The sequence below is a fragment of the Escherichia sp. E2562 genome, assembly GCF_005781075.1.
In the GTDB taxonomy this organism is placed as follows: Bacteria; Pseudomonadota; Gammaproteobacteria; order Enterobacterales; family Enterobacteriaceae; genus Escherichia.
This window is the reverse complement of record NZ_VATM01000001.1, coordinates 17,515-38,293: the sequence shown is the minus strand read 5'-3', so window position 1 is coordinate 38,293 and position 20,779 is coordinate 17,515. Positions and strand designations below refer to the sequence as shown.

The 20,779-nt window shown below is 50.9% G+C and carries 18 protein-coding genes; 11 read left to right on the top strand and 7 right to left on the bottom strand.

The genetic code is table 11. From position 1 onward, the window contains the following. Nucleotides 1-5: 5 nt before the first annotated feature. From kduI to FEK43_RS00130, 4 genes are all read left to right on the top strand, one after another. Nucleotides 6-842, top strand: a complete 837-nt coding sequence (gene kduI / locus FEK43_RS00145; RefSeq protein ID WP_130207764.1) for a 5-dehydro-4-deoxy-D-glucuronate isomerase — start codon at nucleotides 6-8, stop codon at nucleotides 840-842. A gap of 28 nt (nucleotides 843-870) precedes the next feature. Beyond that, nucleotides 871-1,632: a 2-dehydro-3-deoxy-D-gluconate 5-dehydrogenase KduD gene (gene kduD / locus FEK43_RS00140; RefSeq protein WP_130258075.1), complete on the top strand. Its 762-nt coding sequence runs from the start codon at nucleotides 871-873 to the stop codon at nucleotides 1,630-1,632. A gap of 314 nt (nucleotides 1,633-1,946) precedes the next feature. After that, nucleotides 1,947-3,365 (top strand): arabinose-proton symporter AraE, encoded by a 1,419-nt coding sequence (gene araE / locus FEK43_RS00135; protein ID WP_130207760.1) that lies wholly within the window; start codon nucleotides 1,947-1,949, stop codon nucleotides 3,363-3,365. A gap of 118 nt (nucleotides 3,366-3,483) precedes the next feature. Beyond that, entirely contained in the window at nucleotides 3,484-4,176 is a 693-nt protein-coding gene (locus FEK43_RS00130) for an aspartate/glutamate racemase (protein ID WP_135407739.1), read from the top strand. Between the two features lie 4 nt (nucleotides 4,177-4,180). Here FEK43_RS00130 and lysR read toward each other — a convergent pair whose 3' ends face one another. Next, nucleotides 4,181-5,098 (bottom strand): DNA-binding transcriptional regulator LysR, encoded by a 918-nt coding sequence (gene lysR, locus FEK43_RS00125; RefSeq protein WP_130217894.1) that lies wholly within the window; start codon nucleotides 5,096-5,098, stop codon nucleotides 4,181-4,183. A 121-nt stretch (nucleotides 5,099-5,219) separates the two neighbouring features. On the opposite strand from lysR, the gene lysA reads away from it, so the two are divergent. Then, nucleotides 5,220-6,482, top strand: a complete 1,263-nt coding sequence (gene lysA, locus FEK43_RS00120) for a diaminopimelate decarboxylase (protein WP_135407737.1) — start codon at nucleotides 5,220-5,222, stop codon at nucleotides 6,480-6,482. 6 nt (nucleotides 6,483-6,488) lie between these two features. Here lysA and galR read toward each other — a convergent pair whose 3' ends face one another. Then, nucleotides 6,489-7,520 carry an HTH-type transcriptional regulator GalR gene (gene galR, locus FEK43_RS00115; protein WP_130207752.1) on the bottom strand — a complete coding sequence of 344 codons (1,032 nt, stop codon included), beginning with the start codon at nucleotides 7,518-7,520 and terminating at the stop codon, nucleotides 6,489-6,491. A 585-nt stretch (nucleotides 7,521-8,105) separates the two neighbouring features. On the opposite strand from galR, the gene aas reads away from it, so the two are divergent. Further along, nucleotides 8,106-10,265: a bifunctional acyl-ACP--phospholipid O-acyltransferase/long-chain-fatty-acid--ACP ligase gene (aas, locus tag FEK43_RS00110; RefSeq protein WP_135407733.1), complete on the top strand. Its 2,160-nt coding sequence runs from the start codon at nucleotides 8,106-8,108 to the stop codon at nucleotides 10,263-10,265. Continuing rightward, nucleotides 10,258-11,451 (top strand): lysophospholipid transporter LplT, encoded by a 1,194-nt coding sequence (gene lplT, locus FEK43_RS00105; protein WP_130221486.1) that lies wholly within the window; start codon nucleotides 10,258-10,260, stop codon nucleotides 11,449-11,451. The genes aas and lplT overlap by 8 nt, the downstream gene beginning before the upstream one ends. 38 nt (nucleotides 11,452-11,489) lie before the next feature. Here lplT and FEK43_RS00100 read toward each other — a convergent pair whose 3' ends face one another. The 5 genes from FEK43_RS00100 to mutH all read right to left on the bottom strand — a co-directional run bounded on the left by FEK43_RS00100 (nucleotide 11,490) and on the right by mutH (nucleotide 16,275). Next, nucleotides 11,490-13,145, bottom strand: coding sequence for a DUF4139 domain-containing protein (locus FEK43_RS00100; RefSeq protein WP_135407731.1), 1,656 nt, complete (start codon nucleotides 13,143-13,145; stop codon nucleotides 11,490-11,492). A 149-nt stretch (nucleotides 13,146-13,294) separates the two neighbouring features. Next, on the bottom strand, nucleotides 13,295-14,335 hold the full coding sequence (locus FEK43_RS00095; RefSeq protein ID WP_135407729.1) for an NADP(H)-dependent aldo-keto reductase: 1,041 nt from the start codon (nucleotides 14,333-14,335) through the stop codon (nucleotides 13,295-13,297). A gap of 107 nt (nucleotides 14,336-14,442) precedes the next feature. Continuing rightward, nucleotides 14,443-14,661, bottom strand: a complete 219-nt coding sequence (ygdR, locus tag FEK43_RS00090) for a lipoprotein YgdR (RefSeq protein ID WP_000758660.1) — start codon at nucleotides 14,659-14,661, stop codon at nucleotides 14,443-14,445. A 141-nt stretch (nucleotides 14,662-14,802) separates the two neighbouring features. Continuing rightward, the gene (locus FEK43_RS00085; protein ID WP_064529833.1) at nucleotides 14,803-15,516 is read right to left on the bottom strand and encodes a TerC family protein; all 714 of its coding nucleotides are present in this window, start codon (nucleotides 15,514-15,516) and stop codon (nucleotides 14,803-14,805) included. A 57-nt stretch (nucleotides 15,517-15,573) separates the two neighbouring features. Then, nucleotides 15,574-16,275: a DNA mismatch repair endonuclease MutH gene (mutH, locus tag FEK43_RS00080; RefSeq protein ID WP_130207740.1), complete on the bottom strand. Its 702-nt coding sequence runs from the start codon at nucleotides 16,273-16,275 to the stop codon at nucleotides 15,574-15,576. Between the two features lie 185 nt (nucleotides 16,276-16,460). Between mutH and FEK43_RS23285 the strand changes: the two genes are divergently transcribed. The 4 genes from FEK43_RS23285 to lgt all read left to right on the top strand — a co-directional run bounded on the left by FEK43_RS23285 (nucleotide 16,461) and on the right by lgt (nucleotide 20,775). Continuing rightward, nucleotides 16,461-16,607 carry a hypothetical protein gene (locus FEK43_RS23285; protein WP_276319965.1) on the top strand — a complete coding sequence of 49 codons (147 nt, stop codon included), beginning with the start codon at nucleotides 16,461-16,463 and terminating at the stop codon, nucleotides 16,605-16,607. Between the two features lie 352 nt (nucleotides 16,608-16,959). Then, on the top strand, nucleotides 16,960-17,490 hold the full coding sequence (gene rppH / locus FEK43_RS00070) for an RNA pyrophosphohydrolase (protein ID WP_130207736.1): 531 nt from the start codon (nucleotides 16,960-16,962) through the stop codon (nucleotides 17,488-17,490). Between the two features lie 12 nt (nucleotides 17,491-17,502). Beyond that, the gene (gene ptsP, locus FEK43_RS00065) at nucleotides 17,503-19,749 is read left to right on the top strand and encodes a phosphoenolpyruvate--protein phosphotransferase (RefSeq protein WP_135407727.1); all 2,247 of its coding nucleotides are present in this window, start codon (nucleotides 17,503-17,505) and stop codon (nucleotides 19,747-19,749) included. A 150-nt stretch (nucleotides 19,750-19,899) separates the two neighbouring features. After that, complete coding sequence (gene lgt, locus FEK43_RS00060) at nucleotides 19,900-20,775, top strand: prolipoprotein diacylglyceryl transferase (protein WP_032239304.1); 876 nt, start codon at nucleotides 19,900-19,902, stop codon at nucleotides 20,773-20,775. Nucleotides 20,776-20,779 lie beyond the last annotated feature (4 nt).

The following is a 20,779-nucleotide window of genomic DNA, read 5'->3' as shown; positions in this document are numbered from 1 at the left end:
TTGATGTGGACGTAAGACAGAGCATCCACAGTGCGCATGCAAAAACGCTGGATACACAGGGGCTGCGCAATGAATTTTTGGTTGAAAAGGTATTCGTCGCGGATGAGTACACGATGGTTTACAGCCACATTGACCGCATTATTGTTGGCGGCATTATGCCGGTAGCAAAAACGGTTTCTGTTGGCGGGGAAGTTGGAAAACAACTGGGCGTGAGCTACTTCCTGGAGCGTCGCGAGTTGGGCGTTATTAATATTGGCGGCGCTGGTACGATTACCGTCGATGGTCAATGCTACGAAATCGGTCACCGCGACGCTCTCTATGTTGGCAAAGGTGCAAAAGAAGTGGTCTTTGCCAGCATTGATAGTGCCACTCCGGCGAAGTTTTATTACAACTGCGCACCTGCTCATACGACGTATCCCACTAAAAAAGTGACCCCGGCTGAAGTCGCTCCGGTTACGCTGGGCGATAACATCACCAGTAATCGTCGTACAATTAATAAATATTTTGTGCCAGATGTGCTGGAAACCTGCCAGTTGAGCATGGGGCTAACGGAGCTGGCTCCGGGAAACCTGTGGAATACCATGCCATGCCACACCCACGAGCGTCGGATGGAAGTTTACTTCTATTTCAACATGGATGATGACGCCTGCGTTTTCCACATGATGGGGCAACCGCAAGAAACGCGTCACATTGTGATGCATAACGAGCAGGCAGTCATTTCCCCGAGTTGGTCTATCCACTCCGGCGTAGGGACCAAAGCTTATACCTTTATCTGGGGCATGGTCGGTGAAAACCAGGTCTTCGATGATATGGACCACGTTGCCGTTAAAGACCTGCGCTAGTTGCGGGCAAAATGAATAAGGTATTATCATGATTTTAAAAGAATTTTCTCTTGATGGTAAAGTCGCGGTAGTCACTGGCTGTGACACTGGACTGGGGCAGGGGATGGCGCTGGGACTGGCGCAAGCGGGCTGTGATATCGTCGGCATTAATATCGTTGAACCGACAGAAACCATTGAACAGGTCACGGCGCTGGGGCGTCGTTTTTTAAGCCTGACCGCCGATCTACGTCAGATTGATGGCATTCCTGCACTGCTGGATCGTGCAGTAGCAGAGTTCGGTCATATTGATATCCTGGTCAATAACGCCGGATTGATTCGCCGTGAAGATGCACTCGATTTCAGTGAAAAAGACTGGGACGATGTGATGAACCTGAACATCAAAAGTGTATTCTTCATGTCTCAGGCGGCGGCGAAACACTTCATCGCACAGGGCAACGGTGGCAAGATTATCAATATCGCGTCCATGCTCTCATTCCAGGGCGGGATCCGCGTACCTTCGTATACCGCATCAAAAAGCGGCGTGATGGGCGTAACCCGTCTGATGGCGAACGAATGGGCAAAACATAACATCAACGTTAATGCGATTGCTCCGGGCTATATGGCGACCAACAATACCCAACAACTGCGGGCTGATGAACAGCGTAGTGCGGAAATTCTTGACCGCATCCCGGCAGGGCGTTGGGGATTGCCGAGCGATCTGATGGGGCCGGTGGTATTCCTTGCCTCGAGTGCTTCAGACTATGTGAATGGTTATACCATCGCCGTAGATGGCGGCTGGCTGGCGCGTTAAGTTATTCAATTCACTTTTATGGCCCTGCCGTATGGCAGGGTTTTTTATACCTGCAGATCATCATAATCCATATCTCGGTTATGAAATAATCCATATCAATTATCAATTAATAAATTTTATGAGTTTTATCTGCTTTAAAATTATGTAGTTAATAATAACGTCAATAATTTTACTTAATTTGAAAATTGGAATATCCATCACATAACCGCATGTCGTAGCAATTTAATCCATATTTATGCTAATTCCGACCTGACACCTGTATGAGTTGTTCACGTATTTTTTCACTATGTCTTATTCTCTGCTGGCAGGAAAAAATGGTGACTATCAATACGGAATCTGCTTTAACGCCGCGTCCTCTGCGAGATACGCGTCGTATGAATATGTTTGTTTCGGTAGCTGCTGCGGTTGCAGGATTGTTATTTGGTCTTGATATCGGGGTTATCGCCGGAGCGTTGCCGTTCATTACCGATCACTTTGTGCTAACCAGTCGATTACAGGAATGGGTGGTCAGTAGCATGATGCTCGGCGCGGCAATTGGTGCACTGTTCAATGGTTGGCTGTCGTTCCGCCTGGGGCGTAAATACAGTTTGATGGCAGGGGCCATCCTGTTTGTGCTCGGTTCGATAGGGTCGGCTTTTGCGACCAGCGTAGAAATGTTAATCGCCGCTCGTGTGGTGCTTGGTATTGCCGTGGGGATTGCCTCTTATACAGCTCCACTGTACCTCTCTGAAATGGCGAGTGAAAACGTACGTGGCAAGATGATCAGTATGTACCAGTTGATGGTAACACTGGGCATCGTGCTGGCGTTTTTATCCGACACGGCATTCAGCTATAGCGGTAACTGGCGTGCAATGTTAGGTGTTCTTGCCTTACCGGCAGTCCTGCTGATTATTCTGGTTGTTTTCCTGCCAAATAGCCCGCGCTGGCTGGCGGAGAAAGGGCGTCATATCGAGGCGGAAGAAGTGCTGCGTATGCTGCGCGATACATCAGAAAAAGCGCGAGAAGAACTTAACGAAATTCGTGAAAGCCTGAAATTAAAACAGGGCGGTTGGGCGCTGTTTAAGATCAACCGTAACGTCCGTCGCGCGGTGTTCCTCGGTATGTTGTTGCAGGCGATGCAGCAATTTACCGGTATGAACATCATCATGTACTACGCGCCGCGTATCTTCAAAATGGCGGGCTTTACGACGACCGAACAGCAGATGATTGCGACTCTGGTCGTAGGGCTAACCTTTATGTTTGCTACTTTTATTGCGGTGTTTACGGTAGATAAAGCCGGGCGTAAGCCGGCACTGAAAATTGGTTTCAGCGTGATGGCGCTAGGCACCCTGGTGCTGGGCTATTGCCTGATGCAGTTTGATAACGGTACGGCTTCCAGTGGCCTGTCCTGGCTCTCTGTTGGCATGACGATGATGTGTATTGCCGGTTATGCGATGAGCGCCGCGCCAGTGGTGTGGATCCTGTGCTCTGAAATTCAGCCGCTGAAATGCCGCGATTTTGGTATTACCTGTTCGACCACCACGAACTGGGTGTCGAACATGATTATCGGCGCGACCTTCCTGACGCTGCTCGACAGCATTGGTGCTGCCGGTACGTTCTGGCTCTACACCGCGCTGAATATTGCGTTTGTGGGTATTACCTTCTGGCTCATTCCGGAAACCAAAAATGTCACGCTGGAGCATATCGAACGCAAACTGATGGCAGGCGAGAAATTGAGAAATATCGGCATCTGATGTCTCTGGCCGGATGTGCTGTACATCCGGCCTTTTTTTCGCTAATAGAGATCGGGCGCCAGGCCGTTGAGTTCCTTATTCAGCCTTGCTGCATTAACTCACAAGTCAGGAGAAAGGAATGAAAACAATTGGTCTGCTAGGGGGGATGAGCTGGGAATCCACTATTCCTTACTATCGTCTGATAAATGAAGTCATTAAACAGCGACTTGGTGGGCTTCACTCTGCGCAAGTGCTGCTACATAGCGTTGATTTTCATGAAATAGAAGAGTGTCAACGTCGCGGGGAGTGGGATAAAGCAGGAGAAATTCTGGCTGAAGCGGCACTTGGCTTACAGCGGGCGGGGGCTGAAGGCATTGTGTTATGTACCAATACGATGCACAAAGTAGCGGATGCTATCGAATCCCGTTGTTCACTGCCTTTCTTACATATTGCGGATGCCACTGGACGTGCAATTACCCGTGCCGGAATAACTCGTGTGGCGCTGCTGGGGACACGCTACACCATGGAACAGGATTTTTATCGTGGGCGACTGGCGGCGCAATTTTCCATCGACTGTCTGATCCCTGAAGCGGATGAACGGGCGAAAATTAACCAGATTATTTTTGAAGAACTGTGTCTGGGGCATTTTAGCAAAACATCACGCACTTATTATGCGCAAGTGATTGCTCGCCTCGCAGAACAGGGCGCGCAGGGCGTCATTTTTGGCTGTACGGAAATTGGTTTACTGGTGCCAGAAGAGCGCAGTGTTCTGCCTGTGTTTGATACTGCGGCTATTCATGCCGAGGATGCAGTAGCCTTTATGCTGTCGTAATTCACTACAAAATAGCCTCAAGAGCGGCAACCAGTTTTGGTAAACCGGTTTGTAAATGCTTGCTGAATGCCTGCACCAGTGCTGATGACGGACGATGTAGAGGGCGAATCAGGCTGACGGTGAAGGGAACCGCAATACTAAATCGCCGCACCACTAACCCACTTGCCGCATAATCCAGAGCGGTGAGTGGGTTAACTACCGAAACTCCCGCTCCCGCCCGTACCATCGCGCAAACTGACGCGGCGCTATGGGTTTCTACTATCATGCGTCGTTTAACCTGATTCTCACTAAACAACTGATCCAACAGCTGGCGATAGCTGTCAGTGCGGGAAAGGCTGATGTAGTTCTCACCGTGAAAATCTTCCGGTGTTAATACCTTTTTTGCCGCCAGCGGATGGCCCGGCGGTAAAACACACACTTCGTCTAAAGACAGTAATTCGGTGCGTTCCGTACCCGCAGGCGTATGCAGCGTTTCGGTGAGCCCTAGATCATGACGCTGTGCCGAAAGCCACTCTTCAAGTAGCGGTGATTCCTGCGGGACAATGTTTAAGCTGACTTCAGGATAACGGGCCAGAAACGGTTGTAGCAGCGGCGGCAAAAAAGACTGCGAAAAGACCGGCAGGCAGGCAATAGACAGTTCTCCCTGGCGAAACTCGCGCAGACTTTCGGCGGCACTGACGATGCGATCCAGCCCGTACCAGGAGCGCTGCACCTCTTCAAACAGACGCAGCCCTTGAACGGTAGGGTGTAATCGACCGCGTACGCGTTCAAACAGTTTCAACCCGATCACCTTTTCAAAGCGCGCCAGTTCGCGGCTGACGGTTGGCTGTGAAGTGTGCAGCAGTTGTGCCGCCTCAGTCAGGCTTCCGGCGGTCATAACCGCATGAAAAATTTCAATATGACGTAAGTTAACGGCGGCCATTAGCATTCTCTCGCAATCCGGTAATCCATATCATTTTTGCATAGACTCGACATAAATCGATATTTTTTATTCTTTTTATGATGTGGCGTAATCATAAAAAAGCACTTATCTGGAGTTTGTTATGCCACATTCACTGTTCAGCACCGATACCGATCTCACCGCCGAAAATCTACTACGTTTGCCCTCAGAATTTGGCTGCCCGGTGTGGGTTTACGATGCGCAAATTATTCGTCGGCAGATTGCAGCGCTGAAACAGTTTGATGTGGTGCGATTCGCGCAGAAAGCCTGTTCCAATATTCATATTTTGCGCTTAATGCGTGAGCAGGGTGTGAAAGTAGATTCCGTCTCATTGGGTGAAATCGAGCGTGCGCTGGCGGCGGGATATAATCCGCAAACGCATCCCGATGACATCGTCTTTACCGCGGATGTTATCGATCAGGCAACGCTTGAGCGCGTCAGTGAATTGCAAATTCCGGTGAATGCGGGGTCTGTTGATATGCTCGATCAACTGGGTCAGGTTTCGCCAGGACATCGGGTATGGCTGCGCGTTAACCCGGGGTTTGGTCACGGACACAGCCAAAAAACCAATACCGGTGGTGAAAACAGCAAGCACGGCATCTGGTATACCGATCTTCCGGCTGCGCTGGAAGTCATACAACGTCATCATCTGCAACTGGTTGGCATTCACATGCACATCGGTTCTGGTGTTGATTATGCGCATCTGGAGCAGGTGTGTGGCGCGATGGTGCATCAGGTCATCGAATTCGGTCAGGATTTACAGGCTATTTCTGCGGGGGGCGGGCTTTCTGTTCCGTATCAGCAGGGAGAAGAGGCGGTTGATACTGAACATTATTATGGTCTGTGGCATGCTGCGCGTGAGCAAATCGCCCGCCATCTCGGTCACCCTGTGAAACTGGAAATCGAACCGGGCCGCTTCCTGGTAGCGCAGTCTGGTGTGTTAATTACCCAGGTGCGGAGCGTCAAACAAATGGGGAGTCGCCACTTTGTGCTGGTTGACGCTGGATTTAACGATCTGATGCGCCCGGCAATGTATGGCAGTTATCACCATATTAGCGCGCTGGCGGCTGATGGTCGCTCTCTTGAACATGCGCCAACGGTGGAAACCGTTGTCGCAGGGCCATTATGTGAATCGGGCGATGTCTTTACCCAGCAGGAAGGGGGGAATGTCGAAACCCGTGCCTTACCGGAAGTGAAGGCTGGCGATTATCTGGTGCTGCATGATACCGGTGCATATGGTGCGTCAATGTCATCTAACTACAATAGTCGCCCACTGTTGCCAGAAGTTCTGTTTGATAATGGTCAGGCGCGGTTGATTCGCCGCCGCCAGACCATTGAGGAATTACTGGCGCTCGAGTTGCTTTAATCGCGGCTAGTCGCTGGCTGCGTTATGACTTGCATCCAGCGACGGTGTTGAAACTGAATGGCGACGTACCAGCGTAGGACTAAAAACGTTGGTGATTTCTGGCAGTGGGCGATTATCCGCCAGCGCCAATGCCAGTTCTGCAGCCTGGGTCGCCATTGTCACTATTGGGTAACGGACCGTGGTCAGCCGTGGGCGTACATAACGTGACACCAGCACATCATCAAAACCAATCAGCGAAATTTCACCTGGTACATCAATCCCATTGTCATTGAGCACGCCCATCGCGCCTGCCGCCATTGAGTCGTTATAACAAGCCACGGCGGTGAAATTTCTGCCTCTTCCCAACAGTTCTGTCATCGCCTGTTCGCCACCGCTTTCGTCCGGTTCGCCGAAAGTCACCAGCCGATCATTAGCCGGAATACCGCTTTCGGCAAGGGCATCGTAATACCCTCGCAGACGATCTTCGGCATCAGAAATAGAGTGGTTAGAGCAGAGATAACCAATGCGTGTATGACCCTGCTGAATTAAATGGCGCGTCGCCAGCCAGGCACCGTAGCGATCGTCCAGAGCGATACAACGACTCTCAAAACCCGGAAGGATCCGGTTGATTAACACCATGCCGGGTATTTGCTTCATCAATGAGGACAAATCGGCATCCGGGATCATTTTGGCATGGACGACCAGCGCGGCGCAGCGATGGCGAATCAACTGCTCAATGGCCTGGCGCTCTTTTTGTTCGTTGTGGTAACCGTTGCCAATTAATAAGAAATTACCGGTATGGTAAGCCACCTGTTCGACCGCTTTCACCATTGCACCGAAAAACGGATCGGAAACATCACCAACGACCAGGCCAACCGTTTCAGTGGTCTGTTGCGCCAACGCGCGGGCGTTAGCGTTCGGGTGATAACTCAGAGATTCCATTGCGCTATGCACAGCCAGACGAGAAGCTTCGCTGGCTTTTGGAGAGTTATTAATGACGCGGGAAACGGTGGCGACTGAAACGCCTGCCAGTCGGGCTACATCCTTAATGGTCGCCATGAAAATACCTTTGTGGGTAAACGCTTACATTCTGCCAGTGTTACGGAAAACGCCCGTTGGTTCAAGGGGCGTTGTGATTTCAGCGTGGGAAGTGTGCGCGAAGCGAGAATACGTAAGGAAAAAAAGAGATTGCAAACCTTTGGTTACACTTTGCGAAACGCTGTTGCGATTGACTGCTGGTGGCATTTGTCTACAGGTTGATAAAGTGGTGATCCCAGAGGTATTGATAGGTGAAGTCAACTTCGGGTTGAGCACATGAATTACACCAGCCTGCGCAGATGCGCAGGTTTTTTTTGCCTGTCGCAAATCTGTAACAGTAACCGACAATTTACACACCTCGTTGCATTTCCCTTCATTCCTTTGCTTTTTCTCGCTGGCGAAGCGTCGTCGTGCGGACCACAATCAAGATCCCAGAGGTATTGATTGGTGAGATTATTCGGTACGCTCTTCGTACCCTGTCTCTTGCACCAACCTGCGCGGATGCGCAGGTTTTTTTTCGCACCGACTTTACTGTCGCTCGAGCTCTTCATCTCGTGTAATCTCACCGCATTCGCATTTAATGAATAATGAGCAAAGGGAGTTGAAATGCTTTTTAGCTTTTTTCGAAATTTGTGCCTTGCTCTGTACCGCGTTCGCGTGACAGGTGACACCCAGGCGCTGAAGGGAGAGCGCGTTCTTATCACGCCCAATCACGTCTCTTTTATTGATGGCATTCTGCTGGCGCTATTTTTACCCGTTCGCCCGGTGTTTGCTGTTTACACCTCTATCAGCCAGCAGTGGTATATGCGTTGGTTGAAATCATTTATCGACTTCGTTCCTCTCGATCCGACACAGCCGATGGCAATCAAACATCTGGTTCGTTTGGTGGAACAAGGCCGTCCGGTCGTGATTTTCCCGGAGGGGCGCATCACGACCACCGGTTCGCTGATGAAAATTTACGATGGCGCCGGTTTTGTGGCGGCGAAGTCAGGCGCGACGGTTATTCCGGTGCGAATTGAAGGGGCGGAGCTTACGCATTTCAGTCGCCTGAAAGGTCTGGTTAAACGGCGCTTGTTCCCGCAAATTCATCTGCATATTTTGCCTCCCACGCAGGTGCCGATGCCAGATGCGCCGCGCGCCCGTGACCGCCGTAAAATCGCGGGGGAAATGCTGCACCAAATTATGATGGAAGCGCGTATGGCGGTACGCCCACGTGAAACGCTGTACGAATCACTACTGAGCGCAATGTACCGTTTTGGGGCCAGGAAAAAGTGTGTCGAAGACGTCAACTTTACCCCAGATACCTATCGCAAGTTGCTCACTAAAACACTGTTTGTTGGTCGCATCCTCGAAAAATATAGCGTTGAAGGGGAAAGAATCGGCTTAATGCTGCCCAATGCAGGCATCAGTGCGGCAGTGATTTTTGGGGCCATCGCCCGTCGCCGTATTCCGGCAATGATGAACTACACCGCCGGGGTAAAAGGGCTGACCAGCGCCATTACGGCGGCTGAAATCAAAACTATCTTCACTTCTCGTCAGTTCCTCGATAAAGGCAAACTCTGGTATCTGCCGGAGCAGCTGACTCAGGTACGCTGGGTGTATCTGGAAGATTTAAAAGCGGATGTCACCACTGCCGACAAAGTGTGGATCTTCGCCCATCTGTTGATGCCGCGTCTGGCACAGGTAAAACAGCAACCAGAAGAAGAGGCTCTGATCCTCTTTACCTCCGGTTCTGAAGGCCATCCGAAAGGCGTCGTCCATAGCCATAAAAGCATTCTGGCGAACGTCGAGCAGATTAAAACGATTGCCGATTTCACCACCAACGATCGCTTTATGTCGGCGTTACCGTTGTTTCACTCCTTTGGTTTAACTGTTGGCTTGTTTACGCCCCTGCTGACGGGCGCTGAAGTCTTCCTTTACCCCAGTCCATTGCATTACCGCATTGTGCCTGAACTGGTGTACGACCGCAGTTGTACGGTGCTTTTCGGTACTTCGACCTTCCTTGGTCATTACGCGCGCTTCGCCAACCCGTATGACTTCTATCGTCTACGCTATGTGGTGGCTGGCGCGGAGAAACTACAAGAAAGCACCAAACGACTTTGGCAGGATAAATTTGGCCTGCGTATTCTTGAAGGCTACGGCGTGACTGAATGCGCGCCAGTGGTGTCCATCAACGTACCGATGGCAGCGAAACCTGGCACCGTCGGGCGTATTTTGCCGGGTATGGATGCACGTCTGCTGGCGGTTCCGGGTATTGAAGAAGGTGGTCGCCTGCAACTAAAAGGGCCGAACATAATGAACGGCTACCTGCGGGTGGATAAACCAGGCGTGCTGGAAGTGCCAACGGCTGAGAACATACTCGGTGAGATGGAGCGCGGCTGGTATGACACTGGCGATATCGTGCGTTTTGATGAACAGGGATTTGTGCAGATTCAGGGGCGGGCAAAACGCTTCGCCAAAATTGCCGGAGAGATGGTTTCACTGGAAATGGTGGAACAACTGGCACTTGGTGTTTCTCCAGATAAAGTCCATGCCACCGCGATTAAGAGCGACGCCAGTAAAGGCGAGGCGCTGGTATTGTTCACCACAGACAGCGAACTGACGCGCGATAAACTACAGCAATACGCCCGTGAGCACGGCGTACCGGAACTTGCCGTACCGCGTGACATTCGCTATCTGAAGCAGATGCCATTACTGGGCAGCGGCAAGCCTGACTTTGTCACGTTGAAAAGTTGGGTAGACGAAGCGGAAAAACACGATGAGTGAGTCAGTGCACACTAACACTTCGCTATGGTCGAAGGGAATGAAAGCAGTTATTGCCGCGCAGTTTCTCTCTGCGTTTGGCGATAACGCGCTGCTGTTTGCCACTCTGGCGCTACTGAAAGCTCAGTTCTACCCGGATTGGAGTCAGCCAATCCTGCAAATGGTGTTTGTGGGCGCTTACATTCTTTTTGCGCCATTTGTCGGTCAGGTGGCGGATAGCTTTGCGAAAGGCCGGGTAATGATGTTTGCCAACGGCCTTAAGTTGCTGGGGGCTGCCAGTATCTGTTTTGGCATTAATCCGTTTCTCGGTTATACGCTGGTGGGCGTCGGTGCAGCGGCTTATTCTCCGGCGAAATACGGTATTCTTGGCGAGTTAACAACCGGTAATCAGTTAGTGAAGGCTAACGGCTTGATGGAAGCCTCCACTATTGCGGCGATTTTGCTCGGCTCCGTAGCCGGTGGCGTGCTGGCGGACTGGCATGTTCTTGCCGCGCTGGCGGCCTGTGCGCTGGCTTATGCTGGCGCGGTAGCGGCAAATCTCTACATTCCAAAACTGGCGGCGGCGCGTCCGGGACAGTCGTGGAATCTTATCAACATGGCCCGCAGCTTTATCTCTGCTTGCGCCGTATTATGGCACAACGGTGAAACACGATTTTCGCTGGTGGGAACCAGTTTATTCTGGGGCGCGGGTGTCACGTTGCGTTTTCTGTTGGTGCTGTGGGTGCCGGTGGCGCTGGGCATTACCGATAACGCGACCCCGACCTACCTCAACGCGATGGTAGCGATTGGCATCGTGGTTGGTGCGGGGGCGGCAGCAAAACTGGTCACCCTGGAAACCGTATCACGCTGCATGCCAGCCGGCATTTTGATTGGCGTGGTGGTGCTGATTTTCTCCCTGCAACACGAACTTCTGCCAGCCTATGCCTTGTTGATGTTGATTGGCGTACTTGGAGGCTTTTTTGTGGTACCGCTCAATGCATTATTACAGGAGCGAGGCAAAAAAAGCGTCGGGGCGGGGAATGCGATTGCAGTACAGAATCTCGGCGAAAACAGCGCCATGCTGCTGATGTTGGGAATTTACTCGCTGGCAGTAATGGTAGGCATCCCAGTCGTGCCCATAGGCATTGGCTTTGGTGCGCTGTTTGCGCTGGCAATAACGGCGCTGTGGATCTGGCAACGCCGTCATTAATCTTTTGCCAGATGGCACATTCAGCCATCTGGCGAAGGTCACATTCCCGAAGGGTGCATACCTTTCGGATACTTCACGCTGTAAGAGAATGGCAGACTCACGTTCTCTTTGCCTGACAGTTTCAGCGTCCAGGTCAGTTCACCCGTTTTTGCATCAAACTGCGCCTGCCCGTACTGCATTTTTTCTACCGTAATATCACTATTAGCACTGACTGGGATCTGGTCGAGCAGAGTGATATCCACCGCTTCGCCGTAGCTATTCTTCACATTGAGGGTGTAACTGAAGTTACGTATTGCGCTGTCGTTAAAGATAGATAACGCATTCTCTTTTTTGAGTGCGGCTTTACGCTGAATAATCAACTTAGGATCGCGGTTAAGCTGAATATCCAGCGACCTGCCATCTTCCGGCGGCTGCAAATAGCCCACGCCGGTACGGTTGTTGCCAAAGAAGATCTGACTTTCGCCGGGGATTAAATTTAACTGTTCCCACTCTTTAATTTGTACCTGGAGCCAGGCGTCATTACTGATCTTTGGAATAGCAAAGAAGCGATATTTACCGTTGACCGACTCTTCCTTAATGACCACCGTGCGCGCGGTATTATCGCTGTCGATTTGCCACGGTAGCGAAAGTGCATAGCGAACATTTTGCGCGGTAAAACTTTCTGGTTGCGGTGAAACGGGCGCTGCCGATGCCGCATACATGCGCCCGGCTCGTTGCTCCCTTGTTTTTTGCATCTCTGCCCCCAGGGCTTTCTGCAATTCTGAGGCATCCTGGTCAGACGAATTTTCCGAACGCTGTTTCATCACAGGTGATTCTGAAAGCGAGCCGTTTACACCTCCATACTCCGGAACATCCACATACTGGGGTTCCAGTTGCGGCAAGGTGAGGTGAGTATCAGGTTCATTGGTCGAGAGCACGAGATTAACGTTTTTCCATGTAAGCCCGGTGTACTGGCGAATATTAGCCTTGTAAACCAGACGCAGCGGCTGGTTTATGGCCGTGGCGTGAATATCATAGAGCGGCGTCCATGTAGCATCAGGGGTCATATAACGCACCACCGCTTTCGCAGTGACGGCTTTTGGGACATATACCTTAGCGATGATAACCTGCGGATCATTGGCAGCTTCTGAATCGCCGTTACTCATGCTCTCGCGTTGCTCCAGCTTTTCAATTTCCAGCTGGTTATCAGCAAGTTTCTGCGTCAGTTCATTGTCAACACGTAATAGCTCACCATTTTTCTCTTTCACCATCTGCAGATACTTGCCAACTTCGGCGGCACTTTTATTTGTTAATGTGCTATTTGCCTCTAATACCTTAATTTGAGCCGCGATATTGTCTTTCTCGGCGGTCAGTTTTGCCTGTTCCTGTCTGGCAGCTTTTAACTGTTGCTGAATATCTGACGGCAGCGTATTCGGTTGTGTTCCCTGTAACTCAATACGTGAGGAAAGCACAGTCACTCCGTTATCGATAGAGATGGCGATGCTGTCGTCGGTTACCGAATTGGCGATATTAGTGAAGATAATTTCGCTTTCTCCGGCTGGTAAATTAAGTGTCTCTTCACCTTGCAGGCTGGCACCATGCAGATAAATCGTGACGTCTTTCAGCGTTAACGGTTGGGGTAATTGCGCACCCCAAACGGAAGAAACGCAACCGACAAACAGCATAGCGAGAGGAAGTGGTCTTAGAATCAACATGGTTATCCTTAACAAGCATTGAAACGCGCGCTGGCGTTGACCGAAAGAGTCTATTGCGCTTTGTCAGGAGAGAGGCGGCGAAAAGTAGTGAATATATTCTGAAAAAGTTGTGACAAGAGATGCCTGGCGCAGAACGCCAGGCGGAAGATTTAAGGTGCCGGATAAGTATAAACCTGATGCACTGCTTCAATTTCTGACAACACGTCTTCGCTTAACTCCAGATGCAAACTTTCGACGTTAGTTTTCAGCTGTTCCATCGTTGTTGCGCCCAGCAGAGTGCTGGCAACAAACGGTTGACGACGCACAAAGGCCAGCGCCATCTGAGCAGGATCCAGACCATGACGGTTGGCGATATCAACATACGCCGCGACGGCTTTTTGCGTTTGCTCACCGCTGTAGCGAGTGAAGCGGCTAAAGAGTGTATTGCGCGCGCCAGCCGGTTTTGCGCCGTTGAGATATTTCCCGCTCAACGTGCCAAAACCAAGACACGAATAAGCCAGTAACTCGACGCCTTCATATTGGCTGACTTCCGCCAGACCCACTTCAAAGCTGCGATTTAACAAGCTGTAGGGGTTTTGAATGGTGACGATACGCGGCAGGTCGTGTTTATCCGCGAGATGTAAATAGCGCATTACGCCAAATGCGGTTTCATTCGACACGCCGATATAACGAATTTTCCCCGCGCGTTGGTACTCTGCCAGTGCGTCCAGCGTATCCAGCAGAGAGACCGCGGGTGCGGAATCAGTCCAGCTATAACCGAGCTTGCCAAAGCAATTGGTCGGGCGCTGTGGCCAGTGCACCTGATAGAGATCGAGATAATCAGTCTGCAGACGCTTGAGGCTGTCATGCAGAGCTTCGCGGATATTCTTCCTGTCCAGCGCCTGATCCGGGCGGATCCCCTTGTCATTATTACGCGACGGTCCGCTCACTTTGGAGGCGATAATTAACTTTTCGCGGTTGCCATGTTTTGCCAGCCAGTTACCGACATAGGTCTCGGTTAACCCCTGAGTTTCGGGGCGTGGCGGTACCGGGTACATCTCGGCAACGTCGATAAGGTTAATGCCCTGAGCAACAGCATAGTCGAGTTGTGCATGGGCGTCGGCTTCGCTGTTCTGTTCACCAAACGTCATCGTGCCAAGCCCCAGCGTGCTGACTTCCAGCGAGCTGTGGGGTATACGGTGATATTGCATAGCCGTTTCCTTTTTATAATCACGACATAAGGAATATAAAAATGGCAGAGGCAAGGGAAAAGGGAAAGAGAAAAATCTTAAGGCCAGCCGGATGCTGACCTTATTTTTTAACGTTCAATAATTTGCGAAACATCATCACGGTTTATTTGCATCGCGTTACCTTGCTGATCGTGATAACTCACCAGCCCGGTGTCATCATCAATTTCCGGTTTTCCATCTGTCAAAATCATACGGCCATCTTTGGTCGCCATGACGTAATCACTGGAACAGCCGGAAACGGCAAATGCCAGTCCGACTGCAGAAATTAATACTGCCCATTTTTTCATCCGGTCATCCTCACCTATTTTGCCCATTAATGATAATAGACTGTTTATAATCTGACGTTATACATCATGAAAGCAGGAAAATCTTAAACTGTGAGGAGGAGAGCTGGCCGAACGCTCTCCCGCAGGAGAGCGAACGGAATATCAGAGCGGATTCTTTTTGTTGCGAATCAGGTTGAGGCTTTCAACCGCAATAGAGAAGAACATCGCGAAGTAGATGTAACCTTTCGGTACGTGGATATCGAAACTTTCCAGAATCAGGGTAAAGCCCACCAGAATCAGGAAAGAGAGCGCCAGCATTTTTACCGAAGGGTGGCGTTCGACAAAATCACCAATCGAGCGCGCGGCGAACATCATCACGCCTACGGCAATTACCACTGCTGCCATCATTATGAATAAGTGATCTGACAGGCCCACAGCGGTAATCACCGAGTCGAGGCTGAAAATAATATCCAGCAGCATAATCTGCACGATAGCGCCGAGGAATGATGAAACGCGAGTTTTCAACCCTTCTTCTTCGCCTTCAATGGATTCGTGGATTTCCTTGCTGGCTTTCCAGATAAGGAACAGACCGCCGAGTAACAAAATTAAATCGCGAGCGGAAATTTCCTGACTGAATATTGTAAAAAGCGGATTCGTCAGACGTGTGACCCAGGCAATAGACGCCAGCAGCGCCAGACGCATGACCATCGCCGCTGCCAAACCCAGACGCCGCGCGTGGCCACGTTGTGCTGTAGGTAGTTTTGCCACCACCAGCGAGAGGAAAATAATATTATCGATCCCAAGAACGATCTCCAGCAGCGTCAGCGTACCGAGCGCAAGCCAGGCGTTAGGATCGGTTACCCATGCAAATAACATCAAACAAAGCCCTGCCAAAAAAATGAAGCGGTAATTATATGCCCGGAATGCGGCAGGTCAAAGCGATGGGTGCTGGATCAAAAAATGACGAGCCAATAGCGCACTGGTGAAATTCTTCTTTAAATAAAAGCCGCGTGGCAGTGTCAGAATCGGTTCACCCTGGGCGCCAATGGCTTCGGTGAGCGCTTTCGCATTCGCCGCTTTAGGTCTTATCTGTAAATATTCCCCGTGACGAGCGGTAATTCTTTCAACCTGACCAAGAACAATCATATCCATCAATTCTTCCCAGTCTTCGCGTAACTGCCGTTCCTCTTCGTCATTTGGACTCCACAGTAATGGTGACCCTACGCGCCGCTGCGCCAGAGGAATACTGCGCTCGCCTTCTACAGGTATCCACAGCACGCGTTTTAACTTGTGACGTACATGGCTGGTTTCCCAGGTGACGCCGCTATTGCCGGTTAAAGGCGCCACGCAAACGAAAGTGGTTTCCAGAGGACGGCCAAGGCTATCCACAGGAATCGTTTTTAGCTCTACGCCCAGGGCCGCAAAATCTTGTTCAGGTTTACTGCCCGCGCTGGCGCCAAGCCAAATTTCCAGCAACACGCCTATCCAGCCTTTATCGCGCTTTAAATTCTCCGGTGCAACCAGCCCGGCAAGTGCCGCCAGCTCACCCAATGTGTAACCGGAAAGTTGCTGTGCTTGCGCAAATAACTGCGCTTCAGTTTCTGGTGGAGAGAGCAATGGGCGAGGCTGGAGCATGGTGTTATACCTTGATTAAAAATTGAGCAGTAATTTTATACCGGATATACCAAGTGTAACTTTTTCCACGCGTGTTATTCAATTACATGATTTATATTGCTTTTTAGGTTTCAGATAACCACGTTGCGCAACGTATGGGGAGGTTTTCCAAATCTGGTCACTGAAAATAAACAGGATCTTACACCATGTTATCCACAGAAAGCTGGGATAACTGTGAAAAACCCTCACTACTGTTTCCATTTACAGCCTTGACGTGCGACGAAACTCCAATTTTTAGTGATGCGGTGCTTAACTTATTGGCACATTCTGTGGATAAATACGACATTGGTTGATCTTTCACCACCTCGTATACAGTGAGTGTGATACAGGTCACGATTTTACCTGTTTGGTAGCGATTTAAGCACCTAGTTCATTGATTAGTAACTATTATTTTGTAATGCCTGAATCAGGGTTGTTCAGAATGCTCTGGGTTTTCCCGCAGTAATTCCGTACTTCTTCACAACTCTATCCACAGAAAAGGTGAATAAAAACGGTGATGTTCCCCCTCTGCTGTTTATAACTCTGCACTTAACTGTGAGTTATTCAATTGTTATTAGTGTGTAATGCCTTGCAGAGAGTGGTTTACCGCCTTCCAGGAGTATGAAACAATCATTCGCATATAAAGTTTTATTTTGAGGTAGTCCGGTGATTGATGACGATGGCTACCGCCCAAACGTAGGTATCGTGATTTGTAATCGTCAGGGGCAAGTAATGTGGGCCCGTCGATTTGGTCAGCACTCCTGGCAATTTCCGCAAGGCGGAATTAACCCCGGAGAATCCGCAGAACAGGCGATGTACCGTGAATTGTTTGAAGAAGTAGGATTAAGCCGCAAAGACGTTCGAATCCTTGCTTCAACGCGTAACTGGTTGCGCTACAAATTACCAAAACGTTTGGTGCGTTGGGACACGAAGCCGGTGTGTATCGGCCAAAAACAAAAATGGTTTCTCTTGCAGCTGGTGAGCGGCGATGCGGAAATCAATATGCAAACCAGCAGTACACCAGAGTTTGACGGCTGGCGTTGGGTAAGTTACTGGTATCCGGTCAGACAGGTGGTGTCATTTAAACGTGATGTCTACCGCAGGGTAATGAAAGAGTTTGCGAGTGTTGTGATGGCGCTACAGGACAATACGCCTAAACCACAAAACGCATCTACTTATCGACGTAAAAGAGGTTAAGTCACGCCAATTATGCTCACTCGCCTGCGCGAAATAGTCGAAAAGGTAGCCAGTGCTCCCCGCCTTAACGAGGCGTTGAATATTCTGGTTACCGACATCTGTCTTGCGATGGATACCGAAGTCTGTTCGGTCTACCTGGCCGATCACGACCGACGTTGTTACTACCTGATGGCGACTCGGGGGCTGAAAAAACCGCGAGGTCGCACCGTAACGCTCGCGTTTGATGAAGGGATCGTCGGCCTGGTTGGCAGGCTGGCGGAACCGATAAACCTTGCGGATGCGCAAAAACACCCCAGCTTCAAATATGTCCCCTCCGTAAAAGAAGAGCGTTTCCGTGCTTTCTTAGGCGTTCCGATTATTCAGCGTCGCCAATTGCTTGGCGTGCTGGTGGTGCAGCAACGAGAGCTACGCCAGTACGATGAAAGCGAAGAATCCTTTCTGGTGACGCTCGCTACCCAGATGGCGGCCATTCTTTCCCAGTCGCAGTTGACTGCCTTATTCGGACAATATCGCCAGACGCGAATCCGCGCATTACCGGCTGCACCCGGCGTGGCGATTGCCGAAGGTTGGCAGGATGCCACTTTACCCTTAATGGAACAGGTGTATCAGGCATCAACGCTGGATCCAGCGCTGGAACGTGAGCGCCTGACCGGAGCGCTGGAAGAGGCAGCTAACGAATTTCGTCGTTACAGCAAACGCTTTGCTGCCGGGGCGCAGAAAGAAACTGCGGCCATTTTCGATCTTTACTCGCACCTGCTTTCCGACACCCGTTTGCGTCGCGAACTGTTTGCCGAGGTGGATAAAGGCTCGGTCGCAGAGTGGGCTGTGAAAACGGTCATTGAAAAATTTGCTGAACAGTTTGCCGCGCTAAGTGATAACTATCTCAAAGAGCGCGCTGGCGATTTACGCGCGCTGGGCCAGCGGTTGCTGTTTCACCTTGATGATGCAAATCAGGGGCCGAACGCCTGGCCGGAACGTTTCATTCTGGTGGCAGATGAATTGTCGGCGACGACCCTTGCGGAGTTGCCCCAGGATCGCTTAGTCGGCGTCGTCGTACGCGATGGTGCGGCCAACTCCCATGCGGCGATTATGGTGCGCGCGCTGGGTATTCCTACCGTGATGGGGGCGGACATTCAACCTTCAGTGCTGCATCATCGGATGCTGATTGTTGATGGTTATCGCGGGGAATTACTGGTCGACCCGGAACCGGTGTTGCTACAAGAATACCAACGGCTAATTAGCGAAGAAAATGAGCTAAGCCGGCTGGCGGAAGATGACGTCAATTTACCCGCACAGTTAAAAAGCGGTGAGCGCATTAAAGTCATGCTTAATGCGGGTTTAAGCCCGGAACATGAAGAAAAACTGGGCAGTCGCATTGATGGTATCGGCCTTTATCGCACTGAAATTCCTTTCATGTTGCAAAGCGGTTTCCCGTCGGAAGAAGAGCAGGTGGCGCAATATCAGGGCATGTTGCAAATGTTCAATGATAAGCCTGTCACGCTGCGCACGCTGGATGTTGGTGCTGATAAGCAACTTCCTTACATGCCTATCAGCGAAGAGAATCCATGTCTGGGTTGGCGTGGGATCCGCATTACGCTCGATCAGCCGGAGATCTTTTTGATCCAGGTGCGGGCGATGCTGCGTGCTAATGCAGCAACGGGCAACCTGAACATCTTATTGCCGATGGTCACAAGCCTCGATGAAGTTGACGAAGCACGCCGCCTGATTGAACGTGCCGGACGTGAAGTCGAGGAGATGATCGGCTATGCGATCCCGAAACCGCGCATCGGTATCATGCTGGAAGTGCCATCGATGGTGTTTATGTTGCCTCACCTGGTAAACCGGGTCGATTTTATCTCTGTTGGCACCAACGATCTGACTCAATACATTCTGGCTGTTGATCGTAACAACACGCGAGTTGCGAACATTTATGACAGCCTGCATCCTGCGATGTTACGTGCGCTGGCAATGATCGCCCGGGAAGCGGAAACGCAAGGGATAGATCTCCGTTTGTGTGGCGAAATGGCGGGAGATCCTATGTGCGTAGCAATCCTCATTGGACTTGGGTATCGCCATCTGTCTATGAACGGGCGTTCTGTCGCGCGCGTAAAATATTTGCTGCGGCGCATTGATTTTGCCGAAGCGGAAAACCTTGCGCAGCGCAGCCTGGAAGCACAACTGGCGACTGAAGTTCGTCATCAGGTTGCGGCATTTATGGAGCGTCGCGGCATGGGCGGGCTGATTCGCGGGGGGCTATAGCGCGGATCGTATACATATCTTTTAACGGTATCCGGCAACCAGCCTGGTCCCCTTGTGCTATTATTCGCACCTTTGGAGCGCCTGGAACCTGCGGCGCGCATTTCAATCGCTGTTTTCTTTCAGCGAAATAACAAGAACTTGTGGTGACAGATGACCAGTAGCTATCTGCATTTTCCGGAATTCGATCCGGTCATTTTCTCAATAGGACCCGTTGCGCTTCACTGGTACGGCCTGATGTATCTGGTAGGTTTCATTTTTGCGATGTGGCTGGCAACACGTCGGGCGAACCGTCCGGGGAGCGGCTGGACCAAAAATGAAGTTGAAAACTTACTCTATGCGGGTTTCCTTGGCGTTTTCCTTGGCGGACGTATTGGGTATGTTCTGTTCTACAATTTCCCGCAGTTTATGGCCGATCCGCTGTATCTGTTCCGTGTCTGGGACGGCGGCATGTCCTTCCACGGCGGCCTGATTGGCGTGATTGTGGTGATGATTATCTTCGCCCGCCGCACCAAACGTTCCTTCTTCCAGGTCTCTGATTTTATCGCACCGCTTATTCCGTTTGGTCTTGGCGCCGGGCGTCTGGGCAACTTTATTAACGGTGAATTGTGGGGCCGCGTTGACCCGAACTTCCCGTTTGCCATGCTGTTCCCGGGTTCCCGTACCGAAGATATTCTGTTGCTGCAAAACAATCCGCAGTGGCAGTCCATTTTTGATACTTACGGCGTGCTGCCTCGCCACCCGTCACAGTTGTACGAACTGCTGCTGGAAGGTGTGGTGCTGTTTATTATCCTCAACCTGTATATTCGTAAACCGCGCCCGATGGGGGCCGTGTCTGGCTTGTTTCTGATTGGCTACGGCGCGTTTCGCATCATTGTTGAGTTTTTCCGCCAGCCCGACGCGCAGTTTACCGGTGCCTGGGTGCAGTACATCAGCATGGGGCAAATTCTTTCCATCCCGATGATCGTCGCGGGTGTGATCATGATGGTCTGGGCATATCGTCGCAGCCCACAGCAACACGTTTCCTGAGGAA

Coding starts and splice junctions, on each gene's coding strand:
- kduD (WP_130258075.1), top strand. CDS start 871: ATGATTTTAAAAGAATTTTCTCTTGATGGTAAAGTCGCGGTAGTCACT.
- araE (WP_130207760.1), top strand. CDS start 1,947: ATGGTGACTATCAATACGGAATCTGCTTTAACGCCGCGTCCTCTGCGA.
- FEK43_RS00130 (WP_135407739.1), top strand. CDS start 3,484: ATGAAAACAATTGGTCTGCTAGGGGGGATGAGCTGGGAATCCACTATT.
- lysR (WP_130217894.1), bottom strand. CDS start 5,098: ATGGCCGCCGTTAACTTACGTCATATTGAAATTTTTCATGCGGTTATG.
- lysA (WP_135407737.1), top strand. CDS start 5,220: ATGCCACATTCACTGTTCAGCACCGATACCGATCTCACCGCCGAAAAT.
- galR (WP_130207752.1), bottom strand. CDS start 7,520: ATGGCGACCATTAAGGATGTAGCCCGACTGGCAGGCGTTTCAGTCGCC.
- aas (WP_135407733.1), top strand. CDS start 8,106: ATGCTTTTTAGCTTTTTTCGAAATTTGTGCCTTGCTCTGTACCGCGTT.
- lplT (WP_130221486.1), top strand. CDS start 10,258: ATGAGTGAGTCAGTGCACACTAACACTTCGCTATGGTCGAAGGGAATG.
- FEK43_RS00100 (WP_135407731.1), bottom strand. CDS start 13,145: ATGTTGATTCTAAGACCACTTCCTCTCGCTATGCTGTTTGTCGGTTGC.
- FEK43_RS00095 (WP_135407729.1), bottom strand. CDS start 14,335: ATGCAATATCACCGTATACCCCACAGCTCGCTGGAAGTCAGCACGCTG.
- ygdR (WP_000758660.1), bottom strand. CDS start 14,661: ATGAAAAAATGGGCAGTATTAATTTCTGCAGTCGGACTGGCATTTGCC.
- FEK43_RS00085 (WP_064529833.1), bottom strand. CDS start 15,516: ATGTTATTTGCATGGGTAACCGATCCTAACGCCTGGCTTGCGCTCGGT.
- mutH (WP_130207740.1), bottom strand. CDS start 16,275: ATGCTCCAGCCTCGCCCATTGCTCTCTCCACCAGAAACTGAAGCGCAG.
- FEK43_RS23285 (WP_276319965.1), top strand. CDS start 16,461: ATGTTATCCACAGAAAGCTGGGATAACTGTGAAAAACCCTCACTACTG.
- ptsP (WP_135407727.1), top strand. CDS start 17,503: ATGCTCACTCGCCTGCGCGAAATAGTCGAAAAGGTAGCCAGTGCTCCC.
- lgt (WP_032239304.1), top strand. CDS start 19,900: ATGACCAGTAGCTATCTGCATTTTCCGGAATTCGATCCGGTCATTTTC.